Consider the following 26,891-nt stretch of genomic DNA (forward strand, 5'->3'; position numbering starts at 1 on the left):
AAACTGCATCAATCTGTCGGTATCCGGAATGTCCCGGAACGCAAAAAGGGCGCCCCAAGGCGCCCTTTTCAAAATTGTATTCACCGCATTTGCAGCAAATTTTATCGAAGCAGAAATTAGCGCTTCGAGAACTGGAAGGACTTGCGGGCTTTCGCCTTGCCGTACTTCTTGCGCTCGACGACACGCGAGTCGCGGGTCAGGAAGCCGCCCTTCTTGAGGACGCCGCGCAGATCCGGCTCGAAGCAGGTCAGAGCCTTGGAGATGCCGTGACGCACGGCACCGGCCTGGCCCGACAGACCGCCACCGGCAACGGTGCAGATCACGTCGTACTGGCCAGCGCGGGCTGCAGCGACCAGCGGCTGCTGGATGAGCATGCGCAGCACCGGACGAGCGAAGTACACTTCGACTTCACGGGTGTTAACGACAACCTTGCCGGCGCCCGGCTTGATCCAGACACGAGCGACAGCGTCCTTACGCTTGCCGGTCGCATAGGCGCGGCCCTGCTTGTCGACCTTCTTGACGTACTTCGGGGCATCCGGAGCGGACACCTTCAGCGACGCCAGCTGATCGAGAGACTGCATGGTATCCGACATTATGCGGCCCTCTTGTTCTTGCGGTTCAAAGCGCCGACATCGAATGCTTCCGGCTGCTGGGCCTCGTGCGGGTGCTCTGCACCGGCATAAACACGCAGATTGCCGAACTGGACGCGACCGAGCGGCCCGCGCGGGATCATGCGCTCAACGGCCTTCTCGACAACGCGCTCCGGGAAACGACCTTCGAGGATCGACTTTGCAGTGCGTTCCTTGATGCCGCCGATGAAGCCGGTGTGGTGATAGTAGACCTTGTCGTCACGCTTGCGGCCGGTGAAAACCACCTTGTCCGCGTTGACGATGATGACATGGTCGCCGCAATCAACATGCGGGGTGTAGGTCGGGAGGTGCTTGCCGCGCAGCCGCATTGCGACCAGCGTGGCCAGCCGGCCCACCACGAGACCAGTGGCGTCGATGACGATCCACTTCTTCGTGATCTCGGCGGGCTTTGCCGAAAACGTCTTCATTGTGAATATCCATGAAAAGGGGATATCGGCGGTGATCCGCCGAACTGAGCGCGTTTCTAGATAGACAACCGGATTCCGTCAATGCCAAATATGGCAGAATTCGCCAGTTAAATCATTACGTTATAATTATGGTTCTATAATACCTTATAAATTACCCAACGTTCGGAATGGAATAGGTCGACGTCACATGGGCGATCGGATCTGCCGAAGTGCCTGATAACAGGGTCACTTCGCCCACGGCGAGGCGTTTTCCGAGCTTCAGCAGCTTGGCGGCAGCCAGCACATCCTGCCCCGGCAGGCCCTTGCGCAGGAAATTGATGTTCAGGCTGGTGGTCACTGCGAGGCCCACAGGGCCGATCGCCGACAACAGTACGACGTACATGGCAAAATCGGCCAGGGCCATCAGTGTCGGACCCGATACCGTGCCGCCCGGCCGCAGCATGCGTTCGCCATAGGTCTGGCGCAGCAGGCAAGTGGTACCATCAGCGCTTTCAATCGCGATATCGCCGGCGCCAAAGGCCTGCGGGAACTCGCGCTTCAGAAACGCCTCGAGTTCAGCCACGCTCATTTTCGCAGTCGTCATGTCGCCACCCTGCTCTCGCTTGTGCCGTCCTGTTACAATATGGTGACGGTCCTGCCCAGCGATGGAATCTCAAGTCATGGTTCAACCAGCACGCGCGGAAACAGCGCGGCCATCCATTCTTCTGCGTGAAACGGTCGGCAGCATCGGCTTGTTGACGCTGAATCGTCCGGCTGCCCGCAACAGCCTCTCCGAAGGACTGATCGGCGAATTGCACGCCGCCCTCGATGACATGGCCAGCGACAAGACCGTGCGCGCCGTGGTGATCGCCGCCAGCGGCCCGGTCTTCTCCGCCGGACATGACCTGAAAGAACTCACCGCGCGCCGCACTGATGCCGATCGCGGCCGCGCCTATTTCGCGCATATGATGACGATCTGCAGCGCCATGATGCAGGCCATCGTGCGGCTGCCAAAGCCGGTGATCGCCGCCGTGCAAGGCGTCGCCACTGCTGCAGGCTGCCAACTCTTGGCGAGCTGCGATCTCGCTATCGCCTCCGAACACGCAAAATTCGCGACGCCCGGCGTCGATATCGGCCTGTTCTGTTCGACGCCCATGGTGGCGCTGTCGCGCAACGTACCGCGCAAGCAGGCGATGGAAATGCTGCTGACCGGCGAGCCCATCTCCGCCGACCGCGCGCGCGAGATCGGCCTGGTCAACCGCGTGGTGCCCGCCGGCACCGAACGCGATGCGGCGATCGCGCTGGCAGAACAAGTGGCGCACAAGTCGGCGCATACGGTGAAGATCGGCAAGGAAGCTTTCTATCGCCAGGCCGAGATGAATCTCGCGGATGCCTATCGCTTCGCCGCTGAAGTGATGACCGAGAATATGATGGCCCGCGATGCCGAGGAAGGCATCGGCGCGTTCATCGCAAAGCGCGAGCCGAAGTGGGAAGACCGGTAATTGAAATGAACCACGACAGCTATAACGACGCCTATATCCGCGAGATCCTCAACACCGTCAAAACCGTCGCGATGGTTGGCGCCTCCCCGCAAAACGTGCGGCCGAGCTATTTCGTGTTCAAGTATCTCGCCGAACGCGGCTACGACATGATCCCGATCAATCCCGGCCAGGTCGGCAAGAGCCTGCTGGGCAAGCCGTTCGTCGCCTCGCTGCAGGAGATCGGTCGCCCGGTCGACATGATCGACATCTTCCGCAGCGCCGAGCATGTCATGCCGATCGTCGACATCGCGCTGACACTCGATCCGCTGCCCAAGGTGGTGTGGATGCAGCTCGGCGTGCGCCATGATGAGGCCGCCGCCAAGCTTGAAGCCGCAGGCATCAAGGTGGTGATGAACCGCTGCCCCAAGATCGAATATGGCCGGCTGTCGTCGGAGATCCAGTGGATGGGTGTCAATTCGCGCACGCTCAGCTCCAAGCGCGCGCCGATCCCGACCCAGGGCATGCGGCTGTCGCTGAATCGCAGCAGCCTTGGCGGTGGCAGCACCGCTGCGGCCGACCGCGTTGCGCAGCAAAATAACAAGGACAAGAACGACACCGCCTGACGGTGCGTTTCGCGATTTTATTTCCTTTGAAATGACACAGCGCAGCACGACTGTTGCGAAGTCAGGGCAAAATGCCGCCTCGCCTTGACGGCAGCGCCGCGCCCGATCAGGTTGGCGCCAACAAACCGCTATTCGACAGGGAGTGATGATGAACGATCGTATTCCAGGCTTCGGCACCCTCGCCGTCCATGCCGGCGCGCAGCCCGACCCGACCACCGGCGCGCGTGCGACGCCGATCTATCAGACCACTTCGTTCGTCTTCAACGATGCGGATCACGCCGCCTCGTTGTTCGGCCTGCAATCCTTCGGCAACATCTATACGCGCATCACCAATCCGACCACGGCTGTCCTCGAGGAACGCGTCGCAGCGCTGGAAGGCGGCACGGCAGCCCTCGCCGTCGCGTCCGGCCATGCCGCGCAGCTCGTGGTGTTTCAGCAGCTGCTGCAGCCCGGCGACGAATTCATCGCCTCGCGCAAACTCTATGGCGGTTCGATCAACCAGTTCAGCCATGCCTTCAAGAGCTTCGGCTGGAACGTAGTGTGGGCCGATCCCGATGACGTCCCCTCGTTCGAGCGCGCGGTGACTGACAAGACCAAGGCGATCTTCATCGAGTCCATCGCCAATCCTGCCGGCTCGATCACCGATATCGAGGCGGTCGCGGCCGTGGCCCGCAAGGCCGGCGTGCCGTTGATCGTCGACAACACACTGGCGACGCCCTATTTGATCAAGCCGATCGACCACGGCGCCGACATCGTCGTGCATTCGCTGACCAAGTTTCTCGGCGGCCACGGCAATTCGCTCGGCGGCATCATCGTGGATGCGGGCACCTTCGACTGGTCGAAAGGCAACAAATACCCGGTGCTGTCAGAGCCGCGCCCGGAATATCACGGCATCAAGCTGCAGGAGACCTTCGGCAACTTCGCTTTCGCCATTGCTTGCCGCGTACTTGGCCTGCGCGATCTCGGCCCGGCGCTGTCGCCGTTCAACGCATTCCTGATCCAGACCGGCATCGAAACGCTGCCGCTGCGCATGCAGCGCCACAGCGACAACGCCAAGGCGGTCGCCGAATGGCTGTCGGCACATCCGAAAGTGGCGGCGGTGAATTATTCGGGATTGTCGGATAACCGCTATCACACCCTCGCCCGCAAATATGCGCCGAAGGGCGCGGGCGCCGTGTTCACCTTCAGCCTGAAGGGCGGCTATGACGCCGGCGTGAGTCTCGTGTCGAACCTGAAACTGTTCTCGCATCTGGCCAATGTCGGCGACACCCGCTCGCTGGTGATCCACCCGGCCTCGACCACCCACAGCCAGCTCGACGACGAAGCCAAGACGCGCTCCGGCGCCGGACCCGACGTTGTCAGGCTGTCTGTCGGCATCGAGGACAAGGAAGATCTGATCGCGGATCTCGAACAGGCGCTGAACGCGTAAGTTCTTCCCTCGCCCCGCCAGGCGAAGCAAAGCTTCGCTAGGCGGGGAGAGGGTGGCGCGGACGCAGTCCGCGTCGGGTGAGAGGGAGCCAGTGTTTCACTCGCTGGCTCCCTCTCACCCGGATTACTCGCTTCGCTCCTAATCCGACCTCTCCCCGCAAGCGGGGCGAGGTTAAGAAGCGCTAGGCCTGACCGCGCATCGCCTTGTCTTCCCGCACCAGCCGCGCATTGCGCTGGAATACCGAATAGGTCGCCAGCGCGAACAGCACCACCAGCAGCTGGATCGACAGCGCTTCCAGCGTCGGATTGAAACCGATCGCCGTCAGGAATGCGCTGCCTGGCGCGTCGGTGACCCCGATCATCGCCTGTTCCTGGAATTCCTGGATCGCTTCGCCGATGAACTTGATGCCCATCACGAACAGGAAGGCCGAGGTGATGATGAACAGCGGTCGCAGCGGGATGCGCTGGGCGATCATGTTGATGAAATAAAACAGCACGACGAGACCGGCCGTCGCCGCTGCCAGACCGCCGAACAGTCCGACGCTCCAGCCGCCTTCGGTGGTCGCGAGCGCGTTGATGAACAGCACCGTCTCGGCGCCCTCACGAAACACCGCCAGGAATGCCAGCATCGCGACGGCGAGACCGGTATCCTGCGCAAGCGCCTGATCCGCTTTCGCCGCCAGATAATCCTGCCAGCCGCGCGGATCCTGCTTCACCATCAGCCAGCCGCTGACATAGAGCATCAGGCCTGCCGCAAACAGGATGACGATGGCTTCAAAGACATCGCTGTGATCGCCGGAATTGAACACCGCAAAGGCCCAGGCTGCGACCAGGCTGGCGAGGATCGCCGCCAGCGCGCCCAGATAGAGCGCGGTCACGCGATGGCCGCCGCCGGATTTCCTGAGATAGCCGGCCAACGCCGCGATCACGAGCATGGCCTCGAGACCCTCGCGCAGCAGAATGACGGCAGCCTGAATGAATGCGGAGGACATGACCCAATCCCGTGTGGTGGTGCGTCGTATCTATTGCGCACTGCGAATGAGCGAAAGCCGCACAGCCACACGACTGCGTCAACTCCGTTACAATCGTTCTAGTCGGTAACGCGCAACAGCTAGGCGGCCTTGCCGACCGCGAGATCGAGCTGACGTTCCGTCAACGCCGCCCCGCGCGGCTTCATCCGCTCCACCTGCAGGATCGCCAGCGTCAGCACCACGATCGCGACCGCCTGATGGGTCAGCGCCAGATCGATCGGCACCTGATGCAGCAGCGTGAGAATGCCGAGCGCGGCCTGCACCGCGATCGATGCCGCCAGCCACAGCGCGCCGTTGACAACCGGTGCCCCTGCCCGCGCGCGGATCGCATCGATCACATGCCAGATCGCCAGCGCGAACAGCGCATAGGCGGTCATGCGATGCTGGAACTGAACCGTCAGCGTGTTGTCGAACATGTTGCGCCACCACGGATCTTCGAAGAACAGCCGCGATGCCGAGGGGATCAGCGCGCCATCGATCTCCGGCCAGGTATTGAACACGCGGCCCGCACGAAGCCCAGCGACCAGCGCACCGAAATAGATTTGCAGGAAAGTCAGCCCCAACAACACCCAGCTCGTCACGCGCAAGCGACTTGCCGCCAGCACCGGCGCACGGTCGCCGAGCCGTCGCAGCGTCCAGACGATGGCGGCGAAGATGATCAGTGCCAGCATCAGATGCGCCGCGAGACGATATTGCGAGACTTCCACGCGCTTGGTCAGGCCCGAGGCCACCATCCACCAGCCCACCGCGCCCTGCAGGCCGCCGAGGCCGAAGATCACCCACAGCCGCTTCTTCAATTCGGACGTCAGCACACCGCGCCACAGGAACCAGAGGAATGGCAGCAGGAACACCACGCCGATGACACGGCCGAGCAGACGATGGCTCCATTCCCACCAGAAGATGGTCTTGAACTCATGGAGCGTCATGCCGCTATTCAGTTCGCGATATTGCGGGATCTGCTTGTAGGCCTCGAAGGCCGCGATCCAGTGCGATTCATCGAGCGGCGGAATGGCGCCGGTCACCGGCTTCCATTCGACAATCGACAGGCCGGATTCGGTGAGCCGCGTCGCGCCGCCGACCAGCACCATCGCCACGATCATCGCGGCGACGGCAATCAGCCACCAGCGCACCGGGCGTAATTCCTTGTGGCGGGTTTGGGACGAAGCGGTCATCGCAGGGGTCTCGGGAACAGCCGCAAAATCAGCGACAAAATCAGCGCCAAAAACCCAGCGCCTTGAATGAAATTTCGAGCCCCTTATAGTCCGCCCGCGAAGGCCTGCAAAGTTGGGCACTTTGCCTACCCCGATCTCAGACCGACTTTGGACCGCACATTTCCGTCATGACCATCCGCACGCGCAAATTCTTCGGAACCATCTTTCTGCTGATCCTCGTGGTGGTGTGGTCGCTGCTCGGCATGACCATCGCGCAAACCCCCTGGCTGGCCAATAACGGCTGGCTGCAGGCAGCCTTCTACGTCATCGCCGGCCTCGGCTGGGTGCTCCCGGCGATGCCGATCATCAGCTGGATGGGCAAAGCCGATCCTGTGGATCCCGAGGTCGGCTAGCGCTGCGCGCCCGCACCAAGCATCACGCCGGATACCATCACCCGCAAGGCCCGCAGCGATTGCCGCCGGCCGTCCCAGGCCAGCCGCGGCAGTGCATGCAGATCCGATCCACCATTGGCCTCGATGACACCGGGGAGCGATGTCACGGCGCTGGCAAAGCCGGCCTGCGCCACCATCGCGACGTGACACTTGTCGAATGAGGCTTTATCGCCGAACGGATAGGCGAAATGTCGCGGCTCATAGAGAAGCGCGGCCTGTGCCACGGCCCGCCCCATGGCGATCTCGCGCGATGCCGCGCTGTCGCCGAGATTGGCGAGCGCCGGATAGTTGACCGTGCTGCTGCCGATCATCGCCCGTGGATTCCCCGCAAACGTGGCCACATCGTCCCAATGCGTCGCCGCATGACGCGACAGCGTCGCACTATCGACCGAATAGCGTTTGCAGAGATCGTCCGCCGCGACGGCCAGTTCGTGCGGCGGCAACGTCCGCAGCCAGCTATCGAGATAATAGTAGGCGCGATATTTGTCAGCGACCGAGGCGGTTTCGAAATGTCGCTGCCGGTGATCGATGATCAGGCTGATGCGATCATGCGTCGCGATCGCCTGCTCCAGCGCCAGCCACCACATGGCGCCAAGCCCGTCGGCAAAGGCGCTTGGCAGATAGAGCGTGAATGGCACTTCATGCGCCTGAAGCAGCGGATAGGCGAAATCGACGAAGTCGCGCGTGCCGCCATCGAAGGTCAGCGCAACGAAGCGCCGTCCCGCGCGCGGCGCACTGGCGCGGCGACACACCTCGTCCATGCCGACGATATCGACGGGCCAGCGCTTCAGCGCGCGAATGGCACGGTCGAGAAACCGCGGTGTGATCTCGTGGGATCGCAGCGGCTGGAAGGCGTCCTGCCGCGGCGGTCGCACGCGTTCGAATTTGAGAATGATACCGGCGCCGCCATAAGCGCGTTCCAGCAGACGATGCGCACCACTGAGATAAGTCAGTTCGAAGGCAAGTGCCGCGCCCCAACCGGTCTTGTATGACACCGCAGATTCCCCCAAGCGGCGTCATGCCTCTCGCCAGTCGGCTATTGTCATTACTGTTTGTTGACATTTCTTTGCAAAGGTCGCCCCAAACCTAAAAATCTAAACAAAATCTGAAACAGGCTCGCGATGACCATGGCTGCTGTGATGGAAACACCTGTGGCGATGGCAACTGCGAGCCGCATCGCACGCGTCGATGTAATCAGCGATTTCAGCGCTGCCAAAGCTATCTGGCGCAGCCTTGAAACGTCCGAACAGCTCTCCACGCCCTATCAGCGCTTCGACTTCCAGTCGGCCTGGCAGACCCATATCGGCGTCCACGAAGGCCTGAAGCCCTTCATCGTCGTCGCCTATGACGCAGCGCATCAGCCGCTGATGTTGTTGCCGCTCGCCGTGAGCCGCGAAAACGGCATGCGCGTCGCCGGCTATCTCGGCGGCAAGCACGTCACCTTCAACATGCCGCTGTTCCGGCGCGACTTCGCGGCGCAGGCGACAAAGGCAGATATCGACGCACTGCTGCGGGGAATTCAAAAGCACACCGAGACGGTCGACGTCCTCGCGCTGGTCCGTCAGCCCAAAAGCTGGATCGGCATCGCCAATCCGCTCGCGCTGCTGCCAAGCCAGGCCTCGACCAATGATTGTCCGGTGCTGAAGATGGTGCCCGGCGAAGCCGCGACAGATCGGATCAGCAATTCGTTCCGCAAGCGCCTCAAGACCAAGGAAGGCAAGTACCGAAATCTTGCCGGCTATCGCTACATGCACGCGAAGACGGAGGCCGAGGTCACACACGTGCTCGACGCCTTCTTCGCCATCAAGCCGCTGCGCATGGCCGAACAGAACCTGCCCAATGTATTCGCCGAGCCCGGCGTCGAAGCCTTCATCCGCCAGGCCTGTACGACACCGCGGGCGGACGGCTACACCATCGATATCCACGCGCTCGTCTGCGACGAGGAAGTGATCGCGATGTTCGCCGGCGTCGCCGACGACAACCGCTTCTCGATGATGTTCAACACCTACACCATGTCGGAGAATGCGAAATACAGCCCCGGCCTGATCCTGATGCGCACCATCATCGATGCCTATGCCGAGCGCGGCGTGACGTCGCTGGATCTCGGGATCGGCGACGATGACTACAAGCGGATGTTCTGCAAGGATGACGAGCCAATCTTCGACAGTTTCGTGCCGCTCACCACGCGCGGCAGGCTCGGTGCCATGGGCCTGTCATCCTTCGCCCATGCCAAGCGGATCGTGAAGCAGACACCTGCCCTGCTGCAGCTGGCGCAAATGCTGCGCCACGCGTTTCAGCGGTAACGAATACCTTCAATTGGCAATTGAAACGACGTCATGCCCGGGCTTGACCCGGGCATCCACGTCTTAGTCGTTGCGTTGAGGCGAAGGCGTGGATGGCCGGGTCAAGCCCGGCCATGACGAGGGTTCGTCGACTACGCCGCAAACACGCGGCCGCCCGGCCCGACCGGGTCGTTGGCCGGCGGCGTTGAGCGCAACATCTTCACATCGGCGAAGCCGACGGCCTTGAGCTGTTCGGCCATCAGCTCGCGCGCATCCATGCTCATGGTCACTTCCGGCACCACCACGGCACGGGCCTGATCGGTCAGAAGTCCCGCCGGGAGATCGGCCGCGGTGCCGGCGTCCAGCAGCACGTGATCGTAGACGCGCAGCAGCGCATCGAGCGCCATGGTCAGGCGCGGCGACTGCAACAGCGAGCGATCGGCGCCGGCGCGGCCGGCGGCGACCATATGCAGGCCCGACATCCGGTCCTTGGTGATGACCTGGCCGAACGACGCCTCGCCCAGCATCAGCTCCGCCAGTCCGGGTGCACGCGGATCGTTCGACACCGCTTCCAGCGTCGGCGACGACGCGGCCAAATCGACCAGCACCACTTTCGCGTCACGCGACAGGATGCGCGACAGGGTCAGCGCGGTGAGCGCGATGTTGTCGTTATGGCCGGTGCCAAGGATCGTGATCTTGCGCGCCGATTTGCCGGCAGCGCGAAACTCCTGGGCAAGCTGTTCGATTTCGCTGACACCGGCGGCCAGTTCGGGATGGGTGTCGCGCACCACCGGCTGCGGCGTGACAACAGGAGCCGGCTCAGGCACGATGCCCGGTGCAACGACAGTGTCCGGCTCACGCACGGCAGCAGGTGCCTGATCCACGAACGGCTTGAACGCCGGCTCGGTGACGCGGGCCTGCGCGACCGGCACCATCGGCGCAGCGCCGCGCGGCGCGGTCATGCGCAGCAGCTCGCTGGTGACGATGCCACCGGCGGTCAGCATCAGCGTGGCGAGCGTCGCGATCAGCACGATCGGAAGTTTCTTCGGATAGGCTGGCGTGTTGGACACGATGGCGCGGGAGATGATCCGGCCATCGGTCGGTGCCGCCTCGATATTCTCACGCGTGGACGCCTCGCGGTATTTCGCCAGATAGGACTCGAGTAGATCGCGCTGCGCCCGCGCCTCGCGCTCCAGCGCCCGCAACTGCACGTCCTGGCCGTTGCTGGATGTCGCCTGACGCTTCAGCTGTTCGAGATTGTTGGTAAGGCCATCGACGCGGCCGCTGGCGATGCGCGCATCGTTTTCGAAGATGCGCGACAGTTTCGCGGCTTCGTCGCGCAATTGCTTGTCGAGATCGCCGAGCTGGGCCCGCAGCTCCTTGATGCGCGGATGCGCGTCGAGCAGCGTCGAAGACTGTTCGGCGAGCTGCGCACGCAGCGTCACGCGCTGCTCGGACAGCCGGCGGATCAGGTCGGAATTCAGCACTTCCGAAAATTCGATCGGCTTGCCGGTCTGCAGCATGTCCTTGATGAGCCGCGCCTTCGATTCGGCATCGGACTTCAGCGAACGCGCATTATTGAGCTGGCTGTTGATCTCGCCGAGCTGCTGGTTCGAGAGCGACGTATTGTTGGTGCCGATGAACAGGCTGGACTTGGAGCGGAATTCCTCTGCGCGCGCTTCCGCCTCGACCACCTTCTTGCGCAGGTCATCGATCTCACCGGACAGCCATTGCCCGGCCGATCGTGCCTGATTCTGCCGCGCATTCTGCTGCATCACCAGATAACCGTCGGCGATGGAATTGGCGACGCGCGCGGCGAGTTCGGGATCGCGCGACTGGAATTCGACGACCATGACGCGCGACTTGTCGACCGCATAGGCCGTCAACCGCTCGTAATAGGCATCGAGCACGCGCTCTTCAGGCGTCATCGAGAACGGATCGCGGCCAATGCCCATCAGGCCGAGCAGCGACCGCCACGGCTGCGCGCCCTGCAACACCGGATCGAACTCCGGGCGCTCCGCAAGCTTGTTCTTCTTGATGATCTCCCGGGCGAGATCGCGCGACAGCAACAGCTGCACCTGGCTGGTCACGGCTTCCGCATCGAGAGAAGTACGCTCTTCGTTGCGCTCGCCGCTTGGCCGCAGGAAAACGTTTTCACGCCCGTCGATCAGGATGCGCGCTTCCGACTTGAAGCGCGGCGTGATCATGTTGACGATGACGAGGGAGCCGACAAGTGCCAGCACCGTCGGAACGAGGATCCACATCTTGCGGCGGATGAGCGCCTGCCACAGCGCGCGCAGATCGAGGTCGCCGAGATCGGGCGCCGGCGCAGCGATCACGCGCTCTGCTTTCTTCTCCGGATTTTTGCGAGAAACCGGGTTTGGCATGGTTGGCGCCTTGATGGCCCGCTCGACCGACGCATCACCCTTGCCTGCACGCCAGAATGCCAAACGCATCGCCTACCCCACCCAAACGCCACTGCGTCTACTCAACGGAATCGATTAAAGACGATTAAGGTTGCCGCGCGGTTAATTGGCAGGCTGATACCGGGACGTTGCAGCGGAAGCCTGAATCCACACGTTTTTTTAACGACGAAGGCTCTTATTGGATTCAATTGCTTCAGGGATTTTCCGATGTGCGTTCCAGCTCCCGGCGACGCCCTCCTCGTCAGCGAATGCCGATTCTGATCATGAGCTCACCTTCGGACAAGCCGCTTCGCATCCTGCACGCTGTCCGCGCGCCGGTCGGCGGCATCTTTCGCCACATCATCGATGTCGCCAACGGCCAGGCCGATCGCGGCCATGAAGTCGGCATCGTCGCCGACAGCCTCACCGGTGGCGACCGCGCCCGCGATGCACTGGCCGAGATCGCCCCGCGCCTGAAGCTGGGCACCTATCGCCTGCCGATCCACCGCGAGCCACATCCGGGCGACGTGCTGGTCTGGATGCAGTTCATGCGCCTTGTCAGCCGGCTGAAGCCCGACGTGTTGCACGGCCATGGCGCCAAGGCCGGCGCCTTCGTGCGCCTGAAGGCAAAGTCGAACAACGTCATCCGCATCTACACGCCGCATGGCGGTTCGCTGCATTATCCGCAGAACACCGCGAAAGGCGCCTTCTACAGCCGCCTCGAACGCGCGCTGATGAACCGCACCGAGCTGTTCCTGTTCGAGAGCGCCTTCGCCCGCGATACCTATCAGCGCATGATCGGCACGCCGTCAGGCCTCGTGAAATGCGTGTTCAACGGCGTGACATCGGGCGAATTCGACCCCATCGACCCCGCCGATGACGCCACTGATATCTGCTATGTCGGCGAGTTCCGCCGGATCAAGGGCGCGGATCTGCTGATCGATGCCGTCGCGCGCCTGCGGGCGGACGGACAGCCCGTTACCCTGACGCTGGGCGGCGACGGCGAAGAGACCAACGCATTGAAGGCGCAGATCCAGCGCCTCGGCCTCACCGACGCCGTACGCTTCATCGGTCACGTCGAACCGCGTTACGGCTTTTCGAAAGGACGCCTGCTGGTGGTTCCATCGCGCGGCGACTCGATGCCCTATGTCGTGATCGAGGCCGCCGCTGCGGGCGTTCCGATGATCGCAGCTAATGTCGGCGGCATTCCGGAAATCTTCGGATCTCACACCTCCGCTTTGTTCCAATCGAACAATGTCGACGCCATGGCCGCGGCGATCAAAACTGCTCTCGATGACATCGCCGCTGCGCGCGCACGTGCACAATTGCTCCGTGAGCGCATCGCGGAACATTTCTCGCAGGATGCGATGGTCGAGGGGGTCATCGAAGGCTATCGCAGCGCATTTGCGAAACGTTAACTCTCCTTAACCTGTAACCAAATCTTCCGATTTGTCCGGTAATTCTCACGAAAAGCGGTAGGCTTGACGTGCGACATCGCATGCCAGCGCAACAACGGACATTTCACCTTGGACCCGATCAACGCACGTTCAATGATCGACGCGGCCGCGACGGACGCGCCCGGCGAACGCCGGTTCGAACGTCGCCGCAGACTGACGCCCGCGGCACTCGCCGTCGCCGATCAGAAGGTGCGCGCCGCCTATTCTCCGGTCGTGATCACCGGCGTCGTGCGCGTCGTCGATTTCCTGATGCTCAGCATCATCGGCATTGCGCTCAACCTGCTCTATGTCGCGCCAGAAGCTGGCTTCAGATGGGAATACTTCGCTGCGATCGTCGCGATGGCGGCGGCTGCCGTGGTGTGTTTCCAATCTGCCGACATCTATCAGGTGCAGGTCTTCCGCGGCCACATCAAGCAGCTCACGCGCATGATGTCGGCATGGGCCTTCGTGTTCCTGCTGTTCATCGGCGTCTCGTTCTTCGCCAAGGTCGGCGGCGCGGTGTCGCGTGTCTGGCTGTCCTCGTTCTTCTTCGTCGGCCTCGTCGCCCTGATCGCGGAACGTGCGGTTGTGCGTGCGCTGATCAAACGCTGGGCACATCAGGGGCGGCTCGACCGCCGCACCATCATTGTCGGCGCCGATTCCAATGGCGAGGCGCTGATCAGGGATCTCAATACCCAGGAAGATTCCGATATCCAGATCCTCGGCGTGTTCGACGACCGTAACGACAAGCGCTCGATGGACACGATCTCCGGCGCGCCGAAGCTCGGCAAGGTCGATGACATCATCGAATTCGCGCGGCGTACCCGCGTCGATCTCGTGCTGTTCGCGCTGCCGATTTCGGCCGAGACGCGCATTCTGGAAATGCTGAAGAAGCTGTGGGTGCTGCCGGTGGATATCCGCCTGTCGGCGCATACCAACAAGCTGCGCTTCCGCCCGCGCTCCTATTCCTATCTCGGCAAGGTGCCCACCCTCGACGTGTTCGAGGCGCCGATCACCGACTGGGATCTGGTGATGAAGTGGCTGTTCGACCATATCGTCGGCGGCCTGATCCTGATCGCCGCACTGCCCTTCATGGCGCTGGTGGCCATCGCCATCAAGCTCGACAGCCCCGGCCCGGTGCTGTTCCGGCAGAAGCGCTTCGGCTTCAACAACGAGCGCATCGACGTGTTCAAGTTCCGCTCGCTGTATCACGACCAGGCTGACCCGCTGGCCAAGACCGTCGTGACCAAGGGCGACAAGCGCGTCACCCGCGTCGGCCGCTTCATCCGCAAATCCTCCATCGACGAATTGCCGCAGCTCTTCAACGTGGTGTTCAAGAACAACCTGTCGCTGGTCGGCCCCCGCCCCCACGCTGTTCAGCAGAGGGTGCAGAGCCAGCTGCTGGACGAGGCCGTCGACGGTTATTTCGCTCGCCACCGCGTCAAGCCCGGCATCACCGGCTGGGCGCAGGTCAATGGCTGGCGCGGCGAAGTCGACAGCGAGGAGAAACTGCAGAAGCGCGTCGAATTCGATCTCTACTACATCGAGAACTGGTCAGTGCTGTTCGACGTCTACATCATGCTGAAAACACCGGTTTCAATGCTGACGAAGAACGAGAACGCGTATTGAGGCAGGCCTCAGCCTCTGCCTTACACCACTCGTCAACCCTGCCTGCGTAGAGTGATGCCGCCATGAGCACTCACGCCACTGCCGATCATTACATCGCCTCGCCCGCGGCGCCTCCCGCCGTGGTGACGCTGCAGCGCGCGCTGCTGTGGGCGATGGGTTTTGGCGGCGCCATCGTCTTCATCGAGCCGAGCCCTTTCGAGATCGCCACCCTCACGGCGATGGTGGTGTTCTTCGCGTCGGGCCTGCGCATGCGGCTGGTGTTCATGCCGCTGCTGCTCATGCTGTTCCTGGTCAATCTCGGCTACACGATCTGCGCCGCCTATCTGCTCGACAAGGCGCCAATCGTGAACTGGATCCTGACCTCCTGGTACATGGCCATCATGGCGATCTTCGTCGCCCTTGTGATGTCCGAGGACACGCTGGCGCGCATCGATCTGCTGCGCCGCGGCCTGATCGTCGGCGCACTGGTGGCATCGCTGGCCGGCATCCTCGGCTATCTGCATCTGATCCCCGGCGCGGAGATGTTCACGCTCTACGGCCGCGCCGCCGGCACGTTCAAGGATCCCAACGTGCTCGGCGCCTTCCTGGTGCTGCCGGCGCTGTTCTGCCTGCAGAGCGTCGTCAGCGACGGTTTCGGTCGCTCGCTCCGCAGCGCCATTGCGCTCGGCATCATTGCGCTCGCCGTCCTGCTCGCTTTCTCCCGCGCCGCCTGGGGCCTGCTGGCGATCACCTCGGCCTTCATGCTGATGCTGATGGTGCTGACCAGCCAATCCAACAAACAGCGCTCGCGCATCATCATCATGGCGCTGGCCGCCGTCGCCGTCGTGGCGCTGGTGATCGTGATCCTGCTGCAGTTCGACTTCATCGCCGACATGTTCAAGCAGCGCGCCTCGTTCGATCAGAAATATGACGAAGGTCGCTTCGGTCGTTTCGGCCGACATGTGCTGGGCGCGCAGATGGCGCTCGATCTGCCCTTCGGAATCGGCCCGCTGCAATTCACGCGCTTCTTTCCGGAAGACACCCACAACTCCTATCTCAACGCCTTCATGTCCGGCGGCTGGATCTCCGGCGTATGCTATCCCGCGCTGGTGTTCATCACCGCTTTGCTCGGCTTCCGCTACATCTTCGTCCGCGTGCCATGGCAGCGTGCTTATCTCGCGGTGTTCGCAGCCTATCTCGGGACAGTCGGTGAAGCCTTCATCATCGACACCGACCACTGGCGCCATTTCTGGATGATGCTCGGAATCATGTGGGGCATGTTCGTCGCCACGCAGCAATACATGGCAACGGCGCAATTGCGTGCGGCGTCCGGACAGCCAGGCAGCGTCTGACAAGCTCATAAACGAAAACAGCCCCGCTTGCGCGAGGCTGCTTTGTCAAGACGACCGATTGCTGTTAGCGAACGATCACAGTCTTGGTGCGCGAACCCCGGCGATCCCAGCCGTGATGGCGGTGCCCGTAGTCGCGGCGCACATAGGCGCGGCTCTGCCGATAGCCATGACCGCGATGATAGCCACGATCCTGATGGTGATAACCACCGCCGCCGATCTGCACATTGATGCCCTGCGCAGACGCGGGGCCTGCAGGTGCTGCGACATAGAGAACGGCCGCAGCCGCCAGCAAAGCCAGTTTCTTGATCATGACAATTTATTCCTTCCTTTAAAAGTATCGCGGGACAAGCCATTACCGCCCGGAAGGTTCCGCACGAAATGAAGCACATCGACAAAGGACCCGCGCATGTTCGAGCCGTGCCAGATTCTCTTGTGATTTGCGATGGACATCCATCATCAAAGGGAACACGCGAGGAACTGAGCTGTTCTCTTCGCATGACACAGCAAGCAAAGAACCGCGCATTCGACAAACAGCCGAAGCCCGATCAGAAAATTCCGCCGGCCGGCCCGCACGACAAGCCGGAACTGACCGACGAGAACAAGACGCCCGGCAGCGGCGTCTTGCCTGACAAGGATCACAAGGAAGTCGAAGGCCCGACGGGATGACCGCGATCGGTCATCATGTCGTCACGCATCGACGTTAGACATTTATTAACCTTCTCGACTCACTGTGGAGTCAAGGAAGCGCAGACCGGATGTACGTCTGCGTTTGATGGCTCGGAGTTCGCTCCGGGCCATTATCTTTTCTCGACCCACCATGAGCTGCGAGATGATCGACGCTGCACGCGCATCTCGCTTTCGGTTGCAACGCGTAAAGCGGAACGCCGCTCGCTGATCACGCCATATTATTCGTTCCCCCATCGCGGCAAAATTTGTAGCCGATATGCCATGAATTGGAACTGAACCTTCAAAACACCGACACGTTGACTTCTCGATACGAAGGAGAAGCAGCATGAAGAAGACAGCACTTATTCTTGCCACTGTCGCTGCCGTCGGCGCGGCGTCGATCGCATCGAAACCGGCAGAGGCCCGTGGCGGCCGCGGCGCGGCGATCGGACTCGGCATTGCAGCCGGCGCATTGGCGGCCGGTGCCTATGGTGCTTACGGCCCCGGTTACGGATATGGTTATGGCCCGCGCCATTACGGCCCGCGTTATGCCTATGGTCCGCGCTACGGTTACGGCGACGGCTACTATGGCGGTCGCCGCTACTATCGCAGCTACGGCTACTACTAAACGCGGCTGATTGAATTGACGAAGGCCCGGAGCATATGCTCCGGGCCTTTTTCGTCACCATCATCCAGCATTCGCTCGCATCGCTGCTGCGTTGCCGCAAGGGCTTCAGTTACGCAGTGGGCTAGATACCAAACAGCCAAACGGCCGTGATGGTCGCAACCACCGCTAACCCGCTGATAGTCCAACCACCGTAGTAGCCGATATCATCGTCATGCCGGATCTCCGACGGACCATCTGCGGTATGCCAGTGACTTGCCATGCGAGCCTCCTGTTTTCAGGATAATCGGCCCGATGACCAAGAGTTCCATTGGCGCAAAAAAGACATGTCGGCGCCACCTGCCTGGCCGCCCTTAGGCGACATCGGATTCGTGGTCACCGGCATCTGTGGCCAAAGGGTCACGACGGCAAGGATTCATTAAGGAGTGCGGCCGGGGCAATTGACGGAACCCGGAGCCGGGAGAAGTCTCATGTTTTCAGCGTAGAGTAGATATTATGTTAGAGATTATTGTCCTCGGCTTCCTTATTTGTGCAGCGGCCTATGTCGGGCTTCTCTGGTTCGCCGGACGGAAAGACGACGTGATTCACGGTGATTTCGTCGAACCGAAATCGTAAGGCTGGCGTCGCGGGCGCTTGATCGAGGCCACCCTATTCAGGCGGCACCGCTCGCGTGCGAGACTACTAATGTCTTGAAATGATTTGGAAAAATGGTCGGAGCGAGAGGATTCGAACCTCCGACCCCTAGTCTCCCAGACTAGTGCGCTAACCGGGCTGCGCTACGCTCCGATGGGGCATCGTGTAGCTTCGATCCGTCCGAGGCGCAAGAAGGCTGAGCGGATTGAAACGGATTGGTTGTGGGGCGGTGGCTAGCCGTCCTTCATCGCCGTATCGAGCGCCCGGCGCGCCGCCAGCAGCTCCTCGAGCACAGCTTCGAGCCGTTCGCGTTCCAGCCGGCGCTGCGGGTTCGGCCTTGGGCTCGGGGCCGCAGCCGGTCTTGCGCTCTGCGTCGGAGCCGACATTGCCGGTTCGGGCCGCCCCGCAACAGGATTTGCCAATACGGGGTTTGCCCGCGACGGCGGCCGCTGCAGCTGTGGATCCACGCGCGGCGACGTCGATGTCATCGGAGGTTCGCGGCGGGCGGCGACGGGAGCGGCAGCAGCCTCCTCCTCGTCTTCTTCCTCAGCCTCTTCGTCCTCGCCATCTTCGCCGTCGTCTTCGTCGCCCTCTTCTTCTTCCTCGTCCTCGGCGCCTTCGGCGTCAGCCTCGTCTTCGGCCTCTTCCTCGATCTCCTCGTCGCGTTCAGCCTCGTCCTCGGCCTCTTCTTCCTCGTGATCCTCTTCGATCACGGGACGCTTCGCCTGGACGCGCGGCGCGATGGCGGCAGACGTCGGCGCGAAGCTCGGCGCAGCGTGGCCATCGACCAGCCCCTGCACCGACTTGATGCCGTTCTCTTTCAGGATTCGTTGCACGCCGCGGATGGTATAACCTTCGCCGTAGAGCAACCGGCGGATGCCGCGCAGCAGATCGACATCGTCCGGACGATAGTATCGCCGGCCGCCGGATCGCTTCATCGGTTTGATTTGAGTGAACCGCGTTTCCCAGAACCGCAGAACATGCTGCGGTATATCGAGATCGTCAGCGACCTCGCTTATGGTTCGAAACGCATCCGGCGCTTTGTCCAAGTGCAGGATCCCTGTGGTTCGCCCTGTGGTTCACCAAAAGCGTTTTCAAGCGAAGTGGCTACCGGTTCGCGTGAAGAAAACGCGTCAAAACAAACGCTAGTCGTCGTGATCTTTACCGTTGCCAACTGCGGTACTGTCGCCGTTGATCCGCTGTTTCAGGATCGCCGACGGCTTGAATACCATCACTCGCCGCGGCGAGATCGGTACTTCTGTGCCCGTCTTCGGATTGCGGCCGATGCGCTCGCCTTTTTTGCGCACCATGAAGGAGCCGAACGAGGACAGCTTCACTGTCTCGCCCTTCTCCAGACAATCCGTAATTTCTTTCAAAACCAGTTCAACAAACGCGGACGACTCCGTGCGCGAGAGACCTACCTTTTGGTAGACCGCTTCGCACAGATCAACGCGTGTGACTGTTTTTCCCGTGCCCGTCATCGCCTGCCCCAACTACTCTCGGCGAACCAAATTCGCGTCAGAAATTAGGAGGTTAACGCGCTCCGGTCAACAGTCACCATCGATGCAAAGGCATGGAAAATCATGACAATTTGAGATGTTGTCGATCTGCATCATCACCGGCGCATCACCAGCGAATGAGTGCAGAGCCCCAGGTGAAGCCGCCGCCCATGGCTTCGAGCAAGACGAGGTCGCCCTTCTTGATGCGGCCGTCGTTGACCGCCACCGATAGTGCGAGCGGAATCGACGCCGCCGACGTGTTGCCGTGAAGGTCCACGGTCAGCACCACCTTTTGCGGTGCAATATGCAGTTTATGCGCGGACGCATCGATAATGCGCTTGTTGGCCTGATGCGGCACGAACCAGTCGATGGTCTCGGCGCTGGCGCCGGTGGCTTTGAACGCATCGACGATCACGTCGGTGATCATGCCCACCGCATGTTTGAAGACCTCGCGGCCTTCCATGCGCAGGTAACCCACTGTCTGCGTCGAGGACGGGCCGCCATCGACGAACAGCTTTTCCTTGTGCCGGCCGTCCGAGCGCAGATGCGTGGTCAGCACGCCGCGATCGCTGGCTTCGCCGGGCTGGGTCTGTGCTTCCAGCACCACTGCACCGGCACCATCGCCGAACAGCACGCAGGTTCCGCGATCGGTCCAGTCGAGAATGCGCGAGAAAGTCTCTGCGCCGATCACCAGCGCGCGCTTGCCGGCGCCGGTGCGCAACAGGCTGTCGGCGGTGGTCAATCCAAAGATAAAGCCGGAACACACCGCCTGCAGGTCGAACGCCGCGCCATGGGTAATACCGAGCGCGTTCTGCACCGCAACGGCCGTCGCCGGGAATGTATTGTCCGGGGTCGAGGTCGCCAGCACGATCAGGTCGATGGACTGCGCATCGACGCCGGCATTGGCCAGCGCCGCCTGCGCGGCCTTGATCGCCAGATGCGAGGTGAACTCGCCGTCCGCAGCGATGTGGCGCTGCTTGATACCGGTGCGCTGGACGATCCACTCGTCCGATGTGTCGACCTTGGATGCCAGTTCGGCATTGGTCAGGATCCGCTCCGGCAGGTAAGAGCCGCAGCCGAGCACGACCGAACGTATCGCAGTCACGAGACAGCCTCCTGCGCAGCCGGGCTCGCAGGGAGCGCTTGGCCGTCGCGGTTGAGCATTTGATTGATCTTGGTGAGAAGGTCGTAGCGGACCATGTCGTAACCGACATCCACCGCATAGGCGAAACCGTCGGCATTGGTGCCACCGTGGCTCTTCACCACGATGCCGCGCAGGCCGAGAAACACCGCGCCGTTGGACTTGTTCGGATCGACCTTGTCGCGCACCGCCTTGAAGGCGTTCTTGGCGAACAGGTAGCCGATGCGCGAGCGCCAGGTGCGGGCCATGGCATTGCGCAGATATTCGGCAAACTGCCGCGCGGTGCCCTCAGCCGCCTTGAGCGCGATATTGCCGCTGAAGCCTTCGGTGACGATCACGTCGGCATCGCCGCGGCCGATGCCGTCGCCCTCGACGAAACCGATGAATTCGAGCTGCGGCAGATTGGCGGTGCGCAGCAGTTCGGCGGCATCGCGGATTTCGTCGCCGCCCTTGATTTCCTCGACGCCGATATTGAGCAGACCGACCGTCGGCCGGGCCAGATCGAACAGCGCGCTGGCCATGGCGCTGCCCATGACAGCGAGAGTCTTCAGGTGGTTGGCGTCGCCGCCGATGGTGGCGCCGAGATCGAGCACGACGGAATCGCCGCGCGTGGTCGGCCAGATCGCGGCCAGGCCGGGACGCTCGATACCGTCGAGCATGCGCAGGCAAAAGCGCGCCATCGCCATCAGCGCGCCGGTATTGCCGGCGGAGATCGCGACATCGGCCTCGCCCTTCTTCACCGCCTCGATCGCCAGCCACATCGACGAGACCTTGCGGCCACGGCGCAGCGCCTGGCTTGGCTTGTCATGCATGCTGACGGCAACGTCGGTATGGATCACCTTCGATACGGCCTTCAGTGCCGGATGATTGGCGAGTTCTTTCTCGATCAGCGCGCTGTCACCGAACAGCAGGAACTCGCTGTCGGGATGCCGGGTCAACGAAATCGCGGCGCCGGGAATGACCACCGATGCGCCGATGTCGCCACCCATGGCGTCTAGCGCGATGCGAACCTTTTTCGGCATGGACGTTCCGGAAACCTGTCTCTTGCGGCCTGTGACGCTCGTGGCCGCGGACGAAGTCTGCCGCATTTGGCAGCAGACGGCGAAGTTATGGCATTAACCCGATTTCGGCCGGGGACAATAGCGTTTCCGTGACCCGATACAACATCTTGACCGGGCGCTTTTGTCCCGCCAGCCGCACGGGGCGTGGAATCGGACCTCGGTCTCAGCCCTTCCCGGGCTTTTTGGATTTGGGCGTCTCAGGGGCGGTTTTCAGCGCTTTCAGGGCCGCAAACGGGTGCTCTTCCGGGTCCGGAACCTCGACCACCGGCTCGAACACGGCATCGGGCTTACGGGGATACGGGTCCAGCCCCAGAAACAGCGCGTCGGTCGCCAGTTTGCCGAGGTCGATAAAGCCGTTTTCGATCGGCTCCGGCGGATCCGGGGTCTCCTCGTCACTCTCAACGTCCTCGTCCACCGATTCGGCGAGTTCGCGAATCTGCGATGGCGGCGCGAAAATCACGTCGATCTCTTCCTCGAAATCGGCGGCCAACGGGTCCAGCGTCACCACGCAAGTCTGCTCGACCTTGCCCCAGATGCGACCGGTGACATGCACCGTACCGCCCTTGACGGGGCTCAGCAGGAGTTCGCCTTTCACGGCGCCCACGCTGACGAGGCCGCCGAGTTCGGCGATCCGCTTGCGCTCCTCGGGCGTGGCCTCGATGTCGCGCGCCAGCCCCGTTTCCGGGATCTGGATCACGGCGATGGGCACGCTCCAGGGCGGCGTGAGATCCACGGTGCGGTCGGGTTTGTTCATGTCGTTACCAAGGTCTCCGCAGGCGACGGGAAATGCCACGCGCCTGATGTCAGTGTCGTTGCATCCAGCGTGCCCAGACGGGCATTCGCCGCTTCGACATAAACAGCGAGACGCCGGGCGTTCTCGATGTCCATGCCATTATAGATATTCTTCGACAGCGCCGCCGCCAGAGGCTCCCTGCCCGCGCCAAGCGCTGCGTCATAGGCGCCTGTCCGGCCGTAAAACGCATCGCCGAATTCCCGCATTTTCTTCGGCACCTTCATGTCGCTGGTGCCGAGTTCGCGCAGGTTATCGTCCATATCGCTGCAGAACCTGTCGAAAAGTCCCTGCGACAACTCATCCTTCGGACTTATCCGGCGCAGCACCAGCCACAGGTGCAGCAGCAACATATCGAAACGCCCGTTTACCGTATCCGGTGCTCCCAAGTCCCGATAAAACAAGGGTTCTCGCGCCTGCGCCACGATCATGCCATAGATGGCTTCGATGGTGCCGCGCAACGGCGCCGGGGGCTTTCTGAAGTGACTGAACGGCCAGACCATCTTGGGTTCCTCAGGCGGGCCCCTCGGGCACGCGCATGTTGCATTCAGAGGTTCTGCCCGGTACGTCAACGCCTTCCGGGATGCAAGTCTTTCGGAAGCAAGGCCTTCCCGAGAATCAAGAGGATGGGACCCCCTCCGCTATGACAATTTCGACCTCCATCAGCGCGAAGGCGCGGCCGACGCGTGGCTGGCGCGGCATGCGCGCCGCACTCGCGGTCGCGGCCCTGTGCGTCACGCTGGGCGCCTGCGCCGAGCAATTCCAGAAGGGCTACATCCTGCCCCCCGGCGCGCTGGAGCAGATCCCGATCGGCGCCAGCCAGGATCAGGTCCTGATCGTGATGGGCACGCCCTCCACCGTCGCCACGCTATCGGGCGAAGTGTTCTATTACATCTCGCAGCGCGCCGAACGCGCCGTCGCGTTCATGCCGCAGAAGGTCACCGACCAGCGCGTCATCGCGATCTATTTCGACAAGAACCGCAAGGTAATCCGGCTCGCCAATTACGGCCTGCAGGACGGCAAGATCTTCGACTTCATCAGCCGCACCACGCCGACCTCCGGCCAGGAGATGAGCTATCTCACGCCGCTGTTCAAGCTGATCAGCTTCCGCTAGGCGGAACTATCAAATCGCTGAATTGCAAAAGCCCCGCAGCACACGCTGCGGGGCTTTTCTTTACGCTGTGGCCAAGGTCGGCTTGCCCGCCACCATCTGCCTCACTACGATTTCAGCAAGATCAAAAACCAAAACGACACCATCGAGGGAAGAAGCTATGACCAATCTGGTTACCCGTCGCCGTGTACTCACCGGTGCGGCCGCGATCACCAGCGCCGCGATCCTGCCGCGCGCCAGCCTCGGCGCCGGCGAATGGAAGCCCACCGAAACCGTCCGCGTCATCGTGCCCGCCGCAGCCGGCGGCTCCACCGACGTGATGGGCCGCATGCTGGCTGCGCATCTGCAGCCGGTCTGGGGCCAGTCAGTGGTGGTGGAGAATCGCTCAGGCGGCGGCGGCACCATCGGCACGGCGGAAGTCGCACGCCTCAAGGGCGATGGCCACACCATCCTGGTCGGCAATCCCGGCCCCAACGCCATCGCCTACAGCATCTTCAAGAACCTGACCTACAAGAGCGATCAGTTGCAGGCGGTCTCCAACATGATCAAGATTCCGAACATCGTCTGCGCGCATCCGAGCGTGCCGATCAAGACGATCCCGGAGCTGATCGCCTATATCAAGGCCAATCCGGACAAGCTGAACTATGGTTCGTCGGGCGTCGGCCAGAGCCCGCATCTCACCGGCGCGTGGTGGCTGCAGCTCACCGGCTTGAAGATGCAGCACGTGCCGTTCCGCGGTGCAGGCCCTGCGCTGCAGGCGGCCCTCGCTGGCGATATCCAGATCCTGTTCGACAATCTCTATCCGTCGCTGCCCCAGGTGCTCGACGGCAAGCTCACCGGCCTTGCCGTCACCACGCAGCAGCGCAACGCGCAGGCGCCGAACGTTCCGGCGATGCGCGAGACCGCGCCTGAGCTGGAGAAGTTCGACGTGGCGTCATGGTTCGGCGTGTTCTATCCGAAGAGCACACCGACCGAAGCCGTGACCTCGCTCAATGAGCAGATCAAGGTTCTGCTCGGCACGGATGCGACCAAGAAGACCATCGCAGCCATGGGCGCCGTGTCGGACTACGGCACCCCTCAGCAATTCCAGACCTTTGTCGAGGCCGAGACGGCCAAGTTCAAGACCATCATCGACAAGGAAGGCCTGCAGATGGAGGTGAAGTGAGGCGCGCCTCACCTCGCTCCATCTAAGTGATCTGAACGAAAACCCCGCGGCTCACACCGCGGGGTTTTTCCGTCTTACTTCTCTTCTTCCATGGCAAAGGCGACGTCGCCATTGGCCGAGAGCCGCACCTTGTCGCCCTCGACCTCGGCGACCAGACCGCCATCGATAAAGTGATGGTGACCCTTGTGGCTGCCCTCGCCGCTGTCCTTCTTGGTCAGCTTGATGCGGTTGCCCTCGACCTTGTCGACCGTTCCGACATGGACGCCGTCGGCGCCGATGACTTCCATATGTTCTTTGATCTTGCTGAGCGCGCTCATGTCGTATCCTCTGATGTGGGAAATACTGAACGTGCGGCTGGGCAATAGGTTCAATCGCGATCCGGTGAGATCGGCGATCATGCGCCCTTGTTCATCTTCTTGATCTTGGCGTCCTGCGCCTCGATCGCCAGTGTCAATTCCATGATGGCCTTGGACAAAAGCTCGGTGGCCTCCTTCTGGTCCTGCGACTTGGCGGCGCGCAGCGCGTAGTTCTTGGCGGATGACAGCGACATTTGACGGTCCTCGTGATGATCCCGAGGGCGAATTAGCCGAAGGCGTCATTCGCTGCAATCGGGTCCAAATGGAGAGATTACGCAGCAGTCAACGGCGCCCTGCGTTTGCGATGATGACCGCGAAAATCTCGTCGGCGGATGCCGGCGGCGTGACGCCGAAGGTCTCGTCGAGAACCTGCTGCAACTCCGCAGCGCTGCCGAGCACGCGTTCAGACACCGGTTCGCCGTCACGTCCCTCGGTCGTCAGGTGGCGATTGACCAGTTTATGACGCCGGCCGTTGCTGACGCGCTCCATCACCAGCGTCGAGGTGAAGGGCACGAAGGGACTGGTCGATGTGTACCAGTTGCCGAGCTCGTAATCCGACGGCAGTTGCGGCGCGAGGTCAAACACATACATCGTCCGCCAGCCGTCCGCCCGCTTCGCGCTCAGCGACAACAGGCCATCTGCTTCGATCAGCCGATAGGTCCCCATCGCCGTTTGCTGCTCGGTCCCCGCGAGGAGCCGCAGGGGTGCATCGAGTACGCAGGCGCCAAAGCCGGTATCGGCGAGATAGGGTCCGTCCGGAAGATCGACCTTCAGGAGCATGTGCGTCCTGGGGCCAAGCGGACTGTCCGGCGGCGCATTCCAACGCACCCGGGCGCCGAGGCCAGTGACCTTGAAGCCGATCGTCTCGAGCGCGGCCCGCAGCATCGCGTTCAGCTCATAGCAATAGCCACCACGTCGGCCATCGATGAGTTTCTGCTGCAATGACGCCATGTCCAACTTGACCGGCAGATGGAGAAACGGATTGAGACCCTCGAAAGGCAGCGCATTGATGTGAGCGACATGAATGGCCGTCAGTGTCGCCAGATCCGGCGCAACCGATCCGTCAAAGCCGATCCGCGCGAGATAGCGATCCAGCCGAAAAACATCCGTCATCATTTCTGCCTCTTCATCATCTCGCTCTGACATAGCCCATCCGACAGCAGCGGGCGACAACGTACCGCCCAAGCTGTCATTCCGGGGCAGGACGGACCGCGCAGCGGGCCGGACTGAGCCCGGAATCTCGAAGTGTTTTGCGCTGTCGGAGACTCCCATGTCGAGATTCCGGGTTCGCGTGCGCGAAGGTGCGCCCGCGCTCAGGCAAACCAATTGGTTTGCCGGGGAATGACAGTGTGGGGCGGGAAGACAGCGCCTAAACATTTTTTCCTATCTCCCGTTGACAACATCCCCATCAGGTTTATATTCCCCAACGTCCTGCCCCACGGAGAGGGGCGATCGCGATCGTCACGTTCGCGGGGTGGGATGCGGTGGACGCCGGAGATGCGGCGTCACGCGGTTTGGGGGTGACGTCTGTCTTCGGGCAGGACGGATCTGCGCCAGCA

The 26,891-nt window shown here is 62.1% G+C and carries 30 protein-coding genes and 1 tRNA gene; 12 read left to right on the top strand and 19 right to left on the bottom strand.

Annotation, left to right across the window (positions count from 1 at the left end; all coding sequences use genetic code 11):
• Nucleotides 1-116: 116 nt before the first annotated feature.
• From rpsI to HP556_RS11790, 3 genes are all read right to left on the bottom strand, one after another.
• Nucleotides 117-593 carry a 30S ribosomal protein S9 gene (rpsI, locus tag HP556_RS11780; protein ID WP_089264585.1) on the bottom strand — a complete coding sequence of 159 codons (477 nt, stop codon included), beginning with the start codon at nucleotides 591-593 and terminating at the stop codon, nucleotides 117-119.
• The gene (gene rplM / locus HP556_RS11785; RefSeq protein WP_089264586.1) at nucleotides 593-1,057 is read right to left on the bottom strand and encodes a 50S ribosomal protein L13; all 465 of its coding nucleotides are present in this window, start codon (nucleotides 1,055-1,057) and stop codon (nucleotides 593-595) included. Before rplM ends, rpsI begins: the two co-directional genes overlap by 1 nt.
• A 151-nt stretch (nucleotides 1,058-1,208) precedes the next feature.
• Complete coding sequence (locus HP556_RS11790) at nucleotides 1,209-1,640, bottom strand: PaaI family thioesterase (protein WP_093758792.1); 432 nt, start codon at nucleotides 1,638-1,640, stop codon at nucleotides 1,209-1,211.
• 76 nt (nucleotides 1,641-1,716) lie between these two features.
• Here HP556_RS11790 and HP556_RS11795 point away from each other — a divergent pair, with 76 nt between their 5' ends.
• The 3 genes from HP556_RS11795 (at nucleotide 1,717) to HP556_RS11805 (ending at nucleotide 4,569) form a co-directional block, all read left to right on the top strand.
• Nucleotides 1,717-2,538, top strand: a complete 822-nt coding sequence (locus HP556_RS11795; protein ID WP_246297626.1) for an enoyl-CoA hydratase — start codon at nucleotides 1,717-1,719, stop codon at nucleotides 2,536-2,538.
• A 5-nt stretch (nucleotides 2,539-2,543) separates the two neighbouring features.
• Nucleotides 2,544-3,140, top strand: a complete 597-nt coding sequence (locus tag HP556_RS11800; RefSeq protein WP_175367108.1) for a CoA-binding protein — start codon at nucleotides 2,544-2,546, stop codon at nucleotides 3,138-3,140.
• Between the two features lie 148 nt (nucleotides 3,141-3,288).
• Entirely contained in the window at nucleotides 3,289-4,569 is a 1,281-nt protein-coding gene (locus HP556_RS11805) for an O-acetylhomoserine aminocarboxypropyltransferase (RefSeq protein WP_068730964.1), read from the top strand.
• Between the two features lie 181 nt (nucleotides 4,570-4,750).
• Here the strand turns inward: HP556_RS11805 and HP556_RS11810 are convergent, their stop codons facing one another.
• Both HP556_RS11810 and HP556_RS11815 read right to left on the bottom strand, forming a co-directional pair.
• Nucleotides 4,751-5,560: an FTR1 family iron permease gene (locus HP556_RS11810; RefSeq protein WP_175367109.1), complete on the bottom strand. Its 810-nt coding sequence runs from the start codon at nucleotides 5,558-5,560 to the stop codon at nucleotides 4,751-4,753.
• A gap of 119 nt (nucleotides 5,561-5,679) precedes the next feature.
• On the bottom strand, nucleotides 5,680-6,771 hold the full coding sequence (locus tag HP556_RS11815; protein WP_175367110.1) for a COX15/CtaA family protein: 1,092 nt from the start codon (nucleotides 6,769-6,771) through the stop codon (nucleotides 5,680-5,682).
• Between the two features lie 167 nt (nucleotides 6,772-6,938).
• On the opposite strand from HP556_RS11815, the gene HP556_RS11820 reads away from it, so the two are divergent.
• Complete coding sequence (locus tag HP556_RS11820; RefSeq protein ID WP_175367111.1) at nucleotides 6,939-7,163, top strand: DUF2842 domain-containing protein; 225 nt, start codon at nucleotides 6,939-6,941, stop codon at nucleotides 7,161-7,163.
• Here HP556_RS11820 and HP556_RS11825 read toward each other — a convergent pair.
• Nucleotides 7,160-8,197: a polysaccharide deacetylase family protein gene (locus HP556_RS11825; RefSeq protein WP_175367112.1), complete on the bottom strand. Its 1,038-nt coding sequence runs from the start codon at nucleotides 8,195-8,197 to the stop codon at nucleotides 7,160-7,162. The two genes, HP556_RS11820 and HP556_RS11825, sit on opposite strands and share 4 nt — an antisense overlap.
• Before the next feature lie 126 nt (nucleotides 8,198-8,323).
• Here HP556_RS11825 and HP556_RS11830 point away from each other — a divergent pair, with 126 nt between their 5' ends.
• Nucleotides 8,324-9,505, top strand: a complete 1,182-nt coding sequence (locus HP556_RS11830) for a GNAT family N-acetyltransferase (protein WP_175367113.1) — start codon at nucleotides 8,324-8,326, stop codon at nucleotides 9,503-9,505.
• A gap of 131 nt (nucleotides 9,506-9,636) precedes the next feature.
• On the opposite strand, the gene HP556_RS11835 is transcribed toward HP556_RS11830, so the two are convergent.
• Nucleotides 9,637-11,940 (bottom strand): GumC family protein, encoded by a 2,304-nt coding sequence (locus HP556_RS11835; RefSeq protein WP_175367114.1) that lies wholly within the window; start codon nucleotides 11,938-11,940, stop codon nucleotides 9,637-9,639.
• A gap of 233 nt (nucleotides 11,941-12,173) precedes the next feature.
• On the opposite strand from HP556_RS11835, the gene HP556_RS11840 reads away from it, so the two are divergent.
• From HP556_RS11840 to HP556_RS11850, 3 genes are all read left to right on the top strand, one after another.
• Complete coding sequence (locus tag HP556_RS11840) at nucleotides 12,174-13,307, top strand: glycosyltransferase family 4 protein (protein WP_175367115.1); 1,134 nt, start codon at nucleotides 12,174-12,176, stop codon at nucleotides 13,305-13,307.
• A 108-nt stretch (nucleotides 13,308-13,415) separates the two neighbouring features.
• Nucleotides 13,416-14,954: an undecaprenyl-phosphate glucose phosphotransferase gene (locus HP556_RS11845; protein ID WP_175367116.1), complete on the top strand. Its 1,539-nt coding sequence runs from the start codon at nucleotides 13,416-13,418 to the stop codon at nucleotides 14,952-14,954.
• A gap of 62 nt (nucleotides 14,955-15,016) precedes the next feature.
• Nucleotides 15,017-16,285: an O-antigen ligase family protein gene (locus HP556_RS11850; RefSeq protein WP_175367117.1), complete on the top strand. Its 1,269-nt coding sequence runs from the start codon at nucleotides 15,017-15,019 to the stop codon at nucleotides 16,283-16,285.
• Nucleotides 16,286-16,349: 64 nt separating this feature from the next.
• Here HP556_RS11850 and HP556_RS11855 read toward each other — a convergent pair whose 3' ends face one another.
• The gene (locus HP556_RS11855) at nucleotides 16,350-16,595 is read right to left on the bottom strand and encodes a hypothetical protein (RefSeq protein ID WP_089264595.1); all 246 of its coding nucleotides are present in this window, start codon (nucleotides 16,593-16,595) and stop codon (nucleotides 16,350-16,352) included.
• A 185-nt stretch (nucleotides 16,596-16,780) separates the two neighbouring features.
• On the opposite strand from HP556_RS11855, the gene HP556_RS11860 reads away from it, so the two are divergent.
• Complete coding sequence (locus HP556_RS11860) at nucleotides 16,781-16,951, top strand: hypothetical protein (RefSeq protein ID WP_170849687.1); 171 nt, start codon at nucleotides 16,781-16,783, stop codon at nucleotides 16,949-16,951.
• A 346-nt stretch (nucleotides 16,952-17,297) separates the two neighbouring features.
• Nucleotides 17,298-17,579: a hypothetical protein gene (locus tag HP556_RS11865; protein WP_175367118.1), complete on the top strand. Its 282-nt coding sequence runs from the start codon at nucleotides 17,298-17,300 to the stop codon at nucleotides 17,577-17,579.
• 121 nt (nucleotides 17,580-17,700) lie between these two features.
• Here HP556_RS11865 and HP556_RS11870 read toward each other — a convergent pair whose 3' ends face one another.
• The 8 genes from HP556_RS11870 to HP556_RS11905 all read right to left on the bottom strand — a co-directional run bounded on the left by HP556_RS11870 (nucleotide 17,701) and on the right by HP556_RS11905 (nucleotide 23,203).
• On the bottom strand, nucleotides 17,701-17,838 hold the full coding sequence (locus tag HP556_RS11870; protein ID WP_165826964.1) for a hypothetical protein: 138 nt from the start codon (nucleotides 17,836-17,838) through the stop codon (nucleotides 17,701-17,703).
• 446 nt (nucleotides 17,839-18,284) lie between these two features.
• Nucleotides 18,285-18,362 (bottom strand) — tRNA-Pro (locus tag HP556_RS11875).
• Between the two features lie 80 nt (nucleotides 18,363-18,442).
• The gene (locus HP556_RS11880; protein WP_175367119.1) at nucleotides 18,443-19,258 is read right to left on the bottom strand and encodes a MerR family transcriptional regulator; all 816 of its coding nucleotides are present in this window, start codon (nucleotides 19,256-19,258) and stop codon (nucleotides 18,443-18,445) included.
• 96 nt (nucleotides 19,259-19,354) lie between these two features.
• Nucleotides 19,355-19,690: an integration host factor subunit alpha gene (locus tag HP556_RS11885; RefSeq protein ID WP_068730933.1), complete on the bottom strand. Its 336-nt coding sequence runs from the start codon at nucleotides 19,688-19,690 to the stop codon at nucleotides 19,355-19,357.
• A 145-nt stretch (nucleotides 19,691-19,835) separates the two neighbouring features.
• The gene (locus tag HP556_RS11890; protein ID WP_068730934.1) at nucleotides 19,836-20,813 is read right to left on the bottom strand and encodes a beta-ketoacyl-ACP synthase III; all 978 of its coding nucleotides are present in this window, start codon (nucleotides 20,811-20,813) and stop codon (nucleotides 19,836-19,838) included.
• Nucleotides 20,810-21,871, bottom strand: a complete 1,062-nt coding sequence (plsX, locus tag HP556_RS11895; RefSeq protein WP_093759130.1) for a phosphate acyltransferase PlsX — start codon at nucleotides 21,869-21,871, stop codon at nucleotides 20,810-20,812. The genes HP556_RS11890 and plsX overlap by 4 nt, the downstream gene beginning before the upstream one ends.
• Nucleotides 21,872-22,073: 202 nt before the next feature.
• Entirely contained in the window at nucleotides 22,074-22,664 is a 591-nt protein-coding gene (locus HP556_RS11900) for a YceD family protein (RefSeq protein WP_093758804.1), read from the bottom strand.
• Nucleotides 22,661-23,203, bottom strand: coding sequence for a ubiquinol-cytochrome C chaperone family protein (locus HP556_RS11905; protein WP_175367120.1), 543 nt, complete (start codon nucleotides 23,201-23,203; stop codon nucleotides 22,661-22,663). Before HP556_RS11905 ends, HP556_RS11900 begins: the two co-directional genes overlap by 4 nt.
• A 140-nt stretch (nucleotides 23,204-23,343) precedes the next feature.
• On the opposite strand from HP556_RS11905, the gene HP556_RS11910 reads away from it, so the two are divergent.
• Nucleotides 23,344-23,814 (top strand): outer membrane protein assembly factor BamE, encoded by a 471-nt coding sequence (locus tag HP556_RS11910; RefSeq protein WP_175367121.1) that lies wholly within the window; start codon nucleotides 23,344-23,346, stop codon nucleotides 23,812-23,814.
• Nucleotides 23,815-23,971: 157 nt separating this feature from the next.
• Nucleotides 23,972-24,976 carry a Bug family tripartite tricarboxylate transporter substrate binding protein gene (locus tag HP556_RS11915; RefSeq protein WP_175367122.1) on the top strand — a complete coding sequence of 335 codons (1,005 nt, stop codon included), beginning with the start codon at nucleotides 23,972-23,974 and terminating at the stop codon, nucleotides 24,974-24,976.
• A 74-nt stretch (nucleotides 24,977-25,050) separates the two neighbouring features.
• Here the strand turns inward: HP556_RS11915 and HP556_RS11920 are convergent, their stop codons facing one another.
• From HP556_RS11920 to HP556_RS11930, 3 genes are all read right to left on the bottom strand, one after another.
• Nucleotides 25,051-25,293: a DUF2171 domain-containing protein gene (locus HP556_RS11920; protein ID WP_089264607.1), complete on the bottom strand. Its 243-nt coding sequence runs from the start codon at nucleotides 25,291-25,293 to the stop codon at nucleotides 25,051-25,053.
• A 77-nt stretch (nucleotides 25,294-25,370) separates the two neighbouring features.
• On the bottom strand, nucleotides 25,371-25,526 hold the full coding sequence (locus HP556_RS11925) for a hypothetical protein (protein ID WP_165826963.1): 156 nt from the start codon (nucleotides 25,524-25,526) through the stop codon (nucleotides 25,371-25,373).
• Nucleotides 25,527-25,614: 88 nt separating this feature from the next.
• Entirely contained in the window at nucleotides 25,615-26,445 is an 831-nt protein-coding gene (locus HP556_RS11930) for an arylamine N-acetyltransferase family protein (RefSeq protein ID WP_120290381.1), read from the bottom strand.
• Between the last annotated feature and the right edge of the window lie 446 nt (nucleotides 26,446-26,891).

This window comes from Tardiphaga robiniae (assembly GCF_013359755.1).
GTDB lineage: Bacteria > Pseudomonadota > Alphaproteobacteria > Rhizobiales > Xanthobacteraceae > Tardiphaga > Tardiphaga robiniae.

Coding starts and splice junctions, on each gene's coding strand:
- HP556_RS11910 (WP_175367121.1), top strand. CDS start 23,344: ATGACAATTTCGACCTCCATCAGCGCGAAGGCGCGGCCGACGCGTGGC.
- HP556_RS11805 (WP_068730964.1), top strand. CDS start 3,289: ATGAACGATCGTATTCCAGGCTTCGGCACCCTCGCCGTCCATGCCGGC.
- HP556_RS11790 (WP_093758792.1), bottom strand. CDS start 1,640: ATGACGACTGCGAAAATGAGCGTGGCTGAACTCGAGGCGTTTCTGAAG.
- HP556_RS11885 (WP_068730933.1), bottom strand. CDS start 19,690: ATGACGGGCACGGGAAAAACAGTCACACGCGTTGATCTGTGCGAAGCG.
- HP556_RS11830 (WP_175367113.1), top strand. CDS start 8,324: ATGACCATGGCTGCTGTGATGGAAACACCTGTGGCGATGGCAACTGCG.
- HP556_RS11915 (WP_175367122.1), top strand. CDS start 23,972: ATGACCAATCTGGTTACCCGTCGCCGTGTACTCACCGGTGCGGCCGCG.
- rpsI (WP_089264585.1), bottom strand. CDS start 593: ATGTCGGATACCATGCAGTCTCTCGATCAGCTGGCGTCGCTGAAGGTG.
- HP556_RS11820 (WP_175367111.1), top strand. CDS start 6,939: ATGACCATCCGCACGCGCAAATTCTTCGGAACCATCTTTCTGCTGATC.
- HP556_RS11870 (WP_165826964.1), bottom strand. CDS start 17,838: ATGGCAAGTCACTGGCATACCGCAGATGGTCCGTCGGAGATCCGGCAT.
- HP556_RS11920 (WP_089264607.1), bottom strand. CDS start 25,293: ATGAGCGCGCTCAGCAAGATCAAAGAACATATGGAAGTCATCGGCGCC.
- HP556_RS11860 (WP_170849687.1), top strand. CDS start 16,781: ATGACACAGCAAGCAAAGAACCGCGCATTCGACAAACAGCCGAAGCCC.
- rplM (WP_089264586.1), bottom strand. CDS start 1,057: ATGAAGACGTTTTCGGCAAAGCCCGCCGAGATCACGAAGAAGTGGATC.
- plsX (WP_093759130.1), bottom strand. CDS start 21,871: ATGCCGAAAAAGGTTCGCATCGCGCTAGACGCCATGGGTGGCGACATC.
- HP556_RS11800 (WP_175367108.1), top strand. CDS start 2,544: ATGAACCACGACAGCTATAACGACGCCTATATCCGCGAGATCCTCAAC.
- HP556_RS11905 (WP_175367120.1), bottom strand. CDS start 23,203: ATGGTCTGGCCGTTCAGTCACTTCAGAAAGCCCCCGGCGCCGTTGCGC.
- HP556_RS11840 (WP_175367115.1), top strand. CDS start 12,174: ATGAGCTCACCTTCGGACAAGCCGCTTCGCATCCTGCACGCTGTCCGC.
- HP556_RS11900 (WP_093758804.1), bottom strand. CDS start 22,664: ATGAACAAACCCGACCGCACCGTGGATCTCACGCCGCCCTGGAGCGTG.
- HP556_RS11925 (WP_165826963.1), bottom strand. CDS start 25,526: ATGTCGCTGTCATCCGCCAAGAACTACGCGCTGCGCGCCGCCAAGTCG.
- HP556_RS11855 (WP_089264595.1), bottom strand. CDS start 16,595: ATGATCAAGAAACTGGCTTTGCTGGCGGCTGCGGCCGTTCTCTATGTC.
- HP556_RS11810 (WP_175367109.1), bottom strand. CDS start 5,560: ATGTCCTCCGCATTCATTCAGGCTGCCGTCATTCTGCTGCGCGAGGGT.
- HP556_RS11815 (WP_175367110.1), bottom strand. CDS start 6,771: ATGACCGCTTCGTCCCAAACCCGCCACAAGGAATTACGCCCGGTGCGC.
- HP556_RS11850 (WP_175367117.1), top strand. CDS start 15,017: ATGAGCACTCACGCCACTGCCGATCATTACATCGCCTCGCCCGCGGCG.
- HP556_RS11835 (WP_175367114.1), bottom strand. CDS start 11,940: ATGCGTTTGGCATTCTGGCGTGCAGGCAAGGGTGATGCGTCGGTCGAG.
- HP556_RS11865 (WP_175367118.1), top strand. CDS start 17,298: ATGAAGAAGACAGCACTTATTCTTGCCACTGTCGCTGCCGTCGGCGCG.
- HP556_RS11930 (WP_120290381.1), bottom strand. CDS start 26,445: ATGACGGATGTTTTTCGGCTGGATCGCTATCTCGCGCGGATCGGCTTT.
- HP556_RS11795 (WP_246297626.1), top strand. CDS start 1,717: ATGGTTCAACCAGCACGCGCGGAAACAGCGCGGCCATCCATTCTTCTG.